General features: G+C 71.0%; 1 protein-coding gene. It reads right to left on the reverse strand.

Annotated features, from left to right (window positions below; genetic code table 11):
* Nucleotides 1-2,401: EAL domain-containing protein (locus VFW24_14085; protein HEX5267892.1), on the reverse strand; the 2,401-nt coding region annotated here is incomplete at its 3' end.
* Between the last annotated feature and the right edge of the window lie 240 nt (nucleotides 2,402-2,641).

The raw sequence follows: 2,641 nt of genomic DNA on the forward strand, positions 1-2,641 counted from the left end.
CCCCGACCACGGCCAGGTCCCCGGCGTCGCGGAGCATGTTGAACACCAGCGACTTGTCGATCTTGACCTCGTCCACCGGGAGCTTGGTCAGGCGGGACAGGGACGAGTAGCCGGTCCCGAAATCGTCGACCGACAACCGGACGCCCATGTCCGAGAGCTGCTCGAGGACGACGACGCTGCGCACCAGGTCGACCATCACCGTCGACTCGGTGATCTCCAGGGTGAGCTGGCGCGGGGGGACGCCGGTCTCCCGGAGGAGGCGGGACACCTCTTCGACCAGCTCGGGCTGGAGCAGGCTGCGCGCCGAGATGTTCACCGCCACGGTCAGCTCGAGGCCCCGGGCCGTCCACGCCGCTTGTTGGGTCAGGGCCCGGCGCAGCACCCAGCTCGTCACCGGACCGATCAGACCCGAGTGCTCGGCCATGGGGATGAACTCGTCGGGCGGGACCATGCCGTGCACAGGATGGTTCCACCGCAGCAGGGCCTCGACGCCGTAGACCAGCCCGGTCGTCAGGTCGGCCTTCGGCTGGTAGTAGAGGTCGAGAGCGTCCGAGGCGAGCGCCTGGCGAAGGTCGCCGACCAGTCCCAGCCGGCGGGTGCTGTGGTGGTCCTTGTCGGCGCTGTACTCGGCCACGTCGGCGTGGCTGCTCTTGGCGGAGTACATGGCGACGTCGGCCCGCTGCAGCAGCAGTGACGGCTTCTCCCCGTGGTCGGGGCAGACGGCCAGGCCGATGCTCGTGCGGAGCTGGAGGACCATGTCCTCGATGGCGAGCGGCTCCTGCACGACCTCGGCCATCATCCGGGCCAGCGGGAGGAAGCCCTCCTCGGGCTCGCGGGGCACGAGGATGGCGAACTCGTCACCGCCGAGACGGGTGACGAAGGCGGCGTCACCCACGGTCCGGGCCAGTCGGGCGCCCACGGCGACGAGCACGGCGTCACCGACGTCGTGGCCGAGGGTGTCGTTGATCTCCTTGAACTCGTCGAGGTCCATGAGGAACACGGCGAGGCGCTCGCCCGCCGACCTCGAGACCGTGGCCTCCCCCAGCCGCTGGGCGAAGAACGCCCGGTTCGGCAGGCCGGTCAGCGGGTCGTGGTACGCCTGGTGCTGCTTGGCGATGACCTCGGATCGCAGCTCCTCGACCAGCTGACCTCTCCGGAGGGCCACGCCCGCCGCCTGGGCCAGCGCCTCGAACAGCATCAGCTCGGAGTCGTCGAAGGGGTCCATGTCGGCCAGCCGGTCCGCCACCAACAGGACGCCGGCCACTCCGTCGTCACCGATGACCGGGGCTACGAGCGCGTCATGGAAGCCGTCCGCGGCCAGGGCCCGGCCGACCTCGTCCTTGGCGTTGCGGGGGGCCAGCAGGGCCCGGCCCACCGACAGGGCGATCGCCTCGAGCCCACCCGGTCGGGCGCTTCTCTCCGACGAGCTCCACGACTGGTTCATGAACGTGCGCTGGAAGCTGTCTCCGTCGGCCAGCAGGAGGGAGGCGTGCGAGGCGCGCAGGATGGTCCGGCACTGATCCAGGACCTGCTCGACCAGCTCGACGCTCGGCCGGACCGCGGCCACGTGGCCGGTGAAGTCGTAGAGCCGGACCAGGTTCGAGTACCGGCGGCGCAGACGGTGGTGGACGACGTGGACGACCCCGGCCACGGCCACCAGCAGGAGGATGGTCCACACCGCCCAGACGTTCACCCACAGGACCGTCACGCACACCAGCGCCAGCGCCGCCCCGGTTACGAGCACGGCCGGGGCGGCCAGCGCCAGCTCTTTCAGCATCCAGCCCGACGGCCGCCCGGCCGTCAGCCAGATGACCGCGAAGATGAAGGCGTCACCGATCACGCGCGTGACCGCTGCCGCGGCGATCAGCGCCAACCAGCCCCGGGGTGAGATCGGGGGCTCCCCGCCGATCAGACCGTGGGCCACGGCGACCGCGACCGCGGTGGTGAGCGCCCGGTCGGTCATGTTGAACGTCAGCTTCACGAGGGGCTGGCGGTCGCGGATCCCGTGGGAGACGAACGTGCTCACGACCCTGGCGACCACCAGGCCGACCGGAGAGCAGAACGCCAGGCCGACCATCAGGGGGACCTCGCTCAGGTGCACCGCCTGGCTCTGCTCCCGGAAATGGAAGTGGACCTGGGCCATGTCGGTGGCGAGACAGGCGAGGGCAATGGCCCACCACGGGATGTGCACCGAGCGGGCCAGGCCCCCGGGCCCGACCGGCATGGCGGCGATGGCGCCCGCCGTCACTCCCATCATCACGAGGATCAGCAGCCACGCCCGGCCCTCGCCGCCCACCCGCCGGCGGTGGCGCACCGCCTGGTACAGGCGCGCCGGGTCGAGGCCACGGCCCGGGAGGGCCGCGCGGCGCCCGGTGGGCGCCCGGTCGGCGGCGACGGTCATCGCATCAGTTCCTTTGGTCGGACCGGTCCCCAACGACCAGTTCCGACCAGGGAGGTCATCGGCATATCGGGCGTCGCGCTGGAGAATCGGGCCGCGAACGGGCCGGAAGGCCGCGATTCGCCCAGGAGGAACGCGGTCCGGGGACGGTCCCAAATGACGCCCAAATCCTTGGAAAATTCTTGGATCCGGGTCCGGCCGTCGTTACCCTCTCCTGCAAGATGCCGCGATCGCCAGCTGGGG

The sequence above is a fragment of the Acidimicrobiales bacterium genome (assembly GCA_036273495.1).
Lineage (GTDB): Bacteria > Actinomycetota > Acidimicrobiia > Acidimicrobiales > JAJPHE01 > DASSEU01.